3 protein-coding genes are annotated in these 6,258 nt (G+C 42.5%); all 3 read right to left on the minus strand.

The window, feature by feature from the left end:
- Positions 1-331: 331 nt before the first annotated feature.
- Entirely contained in the window at positions 332-1,621 is a 1,290-nt protein-coding gene (locus N3A72_12290) for a tetratricopeptide repeat protein (GenBank protein MCX7920355.1), read from the minus strand.
- 716 nt (positions 1,622-2,337) lie between these two features.
- Positions 2,338-4,821 (minus strand): hypothetical protein, encoded by a 2,484-nt coding sequence (locus tag N3A72_12295; protein MCX7920356.1) that lies wholly within the window; start codon positions 4,819-4,821, stop codon positions 2,338-2,340.
- A 640-nt stretch (positions 4,822-5,461) separates the two neighbouring features.
- Positions 5,462-6,258, minus strand: a 797-nt coding sequence (locus tag N3A72_12300) for a hypothetical protein (protein ID MCX7920357.1), incomplete at its 5' end; no start/stop codon positions are given.

Raw genomic sequence — 6,258 nt, forward strand, 5'->3', positions numbered from 1 at the left:
TGATTGATTTCAGCCGTCCCTAGCGGGACTTTATAATATTACCGTTTATTTTTCCCAGCATTGCATGCTGGGCTAAAATCAGATGCCCCTAGCGGGGCTAACAAAATGCTTTTAATTAACCGCATTATACAGTCGTCCCTAACGGGACTATATGTTCGTCACATCATTTTTTCCCAGCATTATATGCTGGGCTAACCCCAATCGCCCCTAGCGGGGCTACCAAAATGCTTTGGGTTAATCCCGTTAGGGAAGATTGGAATTAGCCCAGCCATTCATGGCTGGGGACATTTCAGCGGAAATAATTATGAGTCCCGTTAGGGACGACTGGTGGTTATTTCTCGCCGAGCCATGTTTTCACTTTTTGTTGAATTGCGACCGCTGCAGGTTCTTCGGTAGATACTGCAAGTATCTGGTTCAACAAGTCACGCGCTTCCTTATTTTTCCCGCAATACCATGCGGATAGCGCTAGTTGGTATCGTGCTTGCATAACTTCCGGAAACGCTGCATAATTCGGTTGAACGGCAAGGAACGCTTCTAGTTCTTTTTCATTCAGGCCAGGTTCAGGTTGATAGGGAGCGATAAGCGTATCTAATACCGTCTGAAAATGATTGTATGCTTCCAGATAGTTTCCTTTTTTCAATTCAATCCATCCTTTTGTATCAAGATACGCTGTTGGGTTAGAATCAGGTTCTGCGGATACTAATCGGAGTGCACTATCAATCAATAAGGTTGCTCGGTCTAGGTTAAATCCGTTTTCAGCGTAAAAGTATGCGAGATTATTTAATAGTGTAGGACTTTTCGGGTCACGAGCGAGACAATATTCATAGAGCATTTCTGCACTGTTGATTCGTCCCATGAGTGAATACGTATTTGCGAGTTCATAGAATACTTGCGGATGGTCCGGAACAAGTTTTTGCGCGGTATATAATTGCGATACGGATTCGTTATATTTGTTCTGATTGCGCAACTGGATTCCGTAAGCTACATAAAGGTTAAATAGCATTGCTTTATTCTGCTCCGTTTTCGCTTTCCGATATAGAGTATCCGCTAGCTGGATTGCTGAAGGGTAATCTCGTAGGGTTTGATATATTTGAATTTTAAATTCAGTAGCTGTGGTTAAATCCGGTTTTAACTGAAGGACGGTATCTAGTGCTTGTAATGCTTCTTGATATTTTCCTATTCGGTGATACCCTACTGCAAGTTGATAGTATGCTTTATAATTTTTCGGATTGAGTTTGACTACGGTCTGGAATGTATTGATTGCTTCCTGCGTGCGATACGCTTGCGGATGGATATAAACCAACCCCAGATTATAATAAGCAGCTTCAAATTCCGGATCTAGCTCAATTGCTTTTTTCCAGGCAGCTACCGCATTATCATATTTTTCTAGATAGACATACGCTAAACCGAGGTTGTAATATGCTTTAGCATTCGTTGAATCTGTAGTTAGATATTGTTCAAACACCGTAGTCGCTTCAGCATATTTTTCTTGTTTTAATAATTCTATTCCTTGGTTGTATAGATTTTGTATTGCAGATTGTTCAGGTTGAGTTGTAGAAGCGTAAGTTAGTGAAAAATAAATTAATATTGATACCGTAAATAATATAGATATTCTATTCATAAGTACATCCTTTTTGCATAACATAAATTTACTCAGTCGTCCCGAACGGGACTTTATTATACTATTAAATCATAATTACCAGCAATAAATTGCTGGGCTAGAATCAATCGCCCCGTATCGGGGCTAACAAAATGCATTTGGTTAATCCCGAAGGGATGATTGGGATTAGCCCAGCCATTTATGGCTGGGAATGTAATTGCCGGAATCAAATAATGTAGTCCCTCGGGGACGAATGAACCATAGGAAAATATGAGGATTGGTTTCAGCCGTCCCTAACGGGACTTTACAATATTACCGTCTATTTTTCCCCAGCATTGCATGCTGGGCTAGAATCAATCGCCCCGTATCGGGGCTAACAAAATACTTTTAATTAACCACATTATACAGCCGTCCCTAGCTGGACTCCACGAGGTTTCGCATCTTACCTTCCCAGCAAAAAATTGCTGGGCTAGAATCAATCGCCCCTGTCGGGGCTGACAAAATGCGCTTTCGGTTAATCCCGTTAGGGATGATTGATTATATCCCAGCTATTCATGGCTGGGAACCAATGAAGGTAAAACCGAGAATCCCGTTCGCGACGATTGAACCCTGAACCTAAACCCCGAACAATTACCAAAAATATTTTGATATAAAAAAACCAGGGTCGGTCGATTTAATTTTCGACCTTCCCTGGTTAAAAATGAGCTACAACCCTTTCTCGGTTGAACTATCGATTGTTAATTAATCAAAGCTTCAAACCGAGAAAGTTCTACTGGAACGGCTTTCGGAGATGTCCACATGTAGATTTGTCCGTACGGTCTTGTTGCAGCTGTTCCTGCCCAGGCACCGAATATAACCCTCGTGCTGCCATCCGGGTAAATTGCGACATCTGCGCCACGTGGTGTCGGTCCATTGTTAGCTAAATTATCAGTAGAATAGACACCTTCAATAGTTCCATCCGTCTTCATTACGGTTAATTGGTCAATACCTTCACAGGTAACATTGTTATCCCGTGGAGTACCAATGTATACTAACGTAACACTTCCACCGATAATCGCTGGAATAGTTTTCACACGTAACGCTGATGACATAGCACGGAATCCTGAGGTTCCATTGGTTCCTCTGCATGCACCAAGGTAGAACGGTAAATCTTCCTGGACATAGGTATCAAGTCCAGCACCGGTTTTCTTAAACCGCCAGACGATACCATTTCCGTCAGCCCAGTAGATATCCTGCGTCGGACTTGCCGTATCGCAACTAATCTGACCTCGGGTAACTTGTGAGAGTGACCCACGAACTGGATACCAGGCGATATGGTCACCGTTTGCCGCATGGGCATTGAATCCCCAGTATGACCATAAGCTCGTCACGAAATAGTTCCCGTCTTTATCGAAGGTAACACCGTATGGGTTCGCCGTTACTGAGCGGTTCCCAGCGGTTCCTGGACCAGTATAGTTGTACGGATTCGCTCCGGCTTGTCTCAGATAGCAAATATAAACTGTATCGCCAACAGATAAGAGATTGGTTAACCCAGTAGCATAAACTTTAACCCGGTTGTTTGCAACATCTAATCCGTTGTTGAATGCGACACGGACCCAAACATCCGGCGTTCCCGGTAACGGATTCGTGAGAATTAGCGTGCCAGTCGTATCCATCAGATTATGGACAGCGACGTTAACATTTTCTGGTGGTTCACCAGTATATACGACAAACGCTGAACCGAGCGATAACGTCGTATCAATTCCGCCGGTTGCTGCATAGATTCGCGGTGCAGTTGGGCTGATACTCCAGTATCCACCAGGTCCGATACCGAGGTACCGAGATGTGGTATCACCAGTTTCTCGGCCGGTGAAGAAGTTCATACCAACACGATTAATGTTCGTAAAGATACCGGTTACCGTTCGAATCGGTCCCCATGGACAATCGACATAATCCAGATTCGTTACCGGAACCCATTCAGCGCAAGTGCGAGAGCTCCAGAAGTTGATACCAGCCATATTTGCGTCAGTATATACACCGAGTACACCGGAAATCGGTTTTCCCGCTAACGGAATCCCGGTTATCAAGGTTGAACTCGCTGGAGTGATAGGTCCGAACATTGTTGTTCCATAGCTTGAGTAGATTAACCGCGATTTCGCAGTATTGAATCCAGGAACTTTCCCTGCAATGAACTGGTCAGTGATAACGCCTGACATTCCACCTAGTTCATACGTAGTAATAGTACTAACGCTTAACACATTCGCTACCGTAACAGGTTCCCACATTACCGGATGACCGTAAATATTCAATGCAGTTTCAGCGGCTAACGTTGCGGCGTCGTATTTCCATACCGCACGATGTCCTGGCTGTAATTGACCGACATGGACAAATAGCATTTGACCAGGAGGATGTGGTGCGTTCAGTTCAATTACACCTGTAATCGGGTCAAACCGACCGAATGAACCGCTAACATAAACTGTTCTCGGAGCACTAGGAATTTGCGTGTTAACCCAGATTGTTCGTGCCGCTTCATCGAAACCACCGCCAGTATAGAAGTTGGTACCTAACCCCGTAGCATTCGTGAATACACCGGTTACGGCAACTAACGCTTGGGTGCCAGGAAGTTTAACACACCATCCGTTCGCTTCGCAGGTTACCGGAATAAGCGTAAATGCGGTTGCACCAGCATACAGTTGGGTACCGCCCCAGGTATCTTCAACAGCGGTTGATGCTGTTGTCGAAATGCCGGTAACGTTATATAACGGATATTTTGCGCTCACATACGGGAAGGTTACGGTAACACTATCCGCATTAACTGGACAGTAGGTTCGAGGAACCATGTTTAGGTTATCGAATCCCCAGCGGTCGCAAACGAAATGCATTTTGCCACCGTACATATCAGCATTACCGAACATTGATTTCAGCGCTACCAGTTTATCTCCGTTTGGAAATACTCGTTCACGAATGATATATTTCGGCGTAACGCTATCGTAGGTCGGATCAGTTGAATCCATTGACCAACCAAGGATAAGCGCCCGGCTACCAGTGCCAGTAAAATACTGACCGACAAACGCAGCGTCTAGAATCGGGTTATATAACACGCAACCGTTAACTTTATTACTGGGATCACCAGGTACGTTGAACGCTAACGAGGTCAAAAACGAATAGTTGACAATATTCCCAGCAAACGATACTGATGCGAGCAAAACAACCATTAAACTTAATCCTAAAAATTTTTTCATTATACTATCCCCTCCTTTCTGTAGGGAAATGGTTTTTACCATACTACTTTTTTCAAACATTATGATTTATCCCTCCTTTCTTTTGTAAGATGAAATCAATAGCTAGAGCTAGCTGTAGCTTTGGTAAGCCTAGTTTCGGTGAGCTTTTCAAACAGATTATGTTGCAGCCAACCATAGGTGAACCCTTCAAGAAGCGTGAGAAAATTTTAGCGCCCAAATTTTCCTTACTATTTAATTTACAACTAAATTCGATTCTTGTCAAGTATTTTTTGATATTTTATACATTTTTTTTCATTTTTTTATTTCTATAAAGTTTTACCACTAGTTTTTTTGTAAATTTTTTTTCGCAAACCGGCTTTACCCGGAATAGACGGTTGGTTGTTTTAGTTTCACCGCAGCAGAATAGGCAAAATCCACTGAGAAAATATCGATTCTGGTTATTATCAAAGCTTGAACACAGCGAGTTGTAGTAAAAAAATTATTTTCGTCCCGAGTTCAGCCAGATGCTACTATTTTATCTTATATTTTTGAATGCAATTACTCTCATCACGAAAATAATTCAATAATAAAAAATAAAAATAAAAAAGCAGCGAAATAGATAAAAAATATATTCGCTGCTTAAAAATTTTTTATATAAAGATTATGGTAGAATATTCGCTTCAAATCGGGATAATTTTACCGGAGTATATGTTTCCTGTCCCGGATAAATTGTCCACGGCCCACTAGTTTTCGTCCCAAGTAGGTTATTATTCAAATCGCGATATTCGATAAATGCTACTTGCCCAACTGGTACCGCCATTTTAACATATCCGGGGACTGTCGGATATCCTTCGGAAATACCATTATCTTCGGTAATATAACTACCGAGAATATTCCCCATACTATCTTTAGCTAATGCAACGATTTTTGCACCGAATGCGCAGGTATCAATTAACCAACCCGCCATGCTCGCATTCCATGCCATCAGTTCCGGACGAGTATAAGTATCATAGTTTGAACTTCCAAAACGCATACGAACAACACAGGTACTCATCCCAACATTTAATGATGTTGATTTTGCAAATAACCAACCAGAAACAGTACCACTAGATACAATAGGTAGATGATGACTCGAAGGCCACGCTTGCGCATCATTCGTCCATGCCGGACTTACGATAGCGGTGTTCCAAGTATAAGCATTCGTGAGTGTATTGATACCCCATGCGGGTAGCTGTAATCGCACTTTACAAGTTACCATACTATGACTGCCGATGACAGTTGTCCAACTGCTAAACCAAACTGCAAACGGTGTGGTTGTATCCGCCATATAACCGGCAGGAGCGATTACGATATCACTTGCATAAGATATTCCGGCACCTGCGACAATTGATAGCATTACTAACCCGAAAATAAATAATTTAATTAATTTCATTGAGATAAGGTTCACCTCCTTTAAGA

The sequence above is a fragment of the bacterium genome, assembly GCA_026416715.1.
GTDB lineage: Bacteria > UBP4 > UBA4092 > JAOAEQ01 > JAOAEQ01 > JAOAEQ01.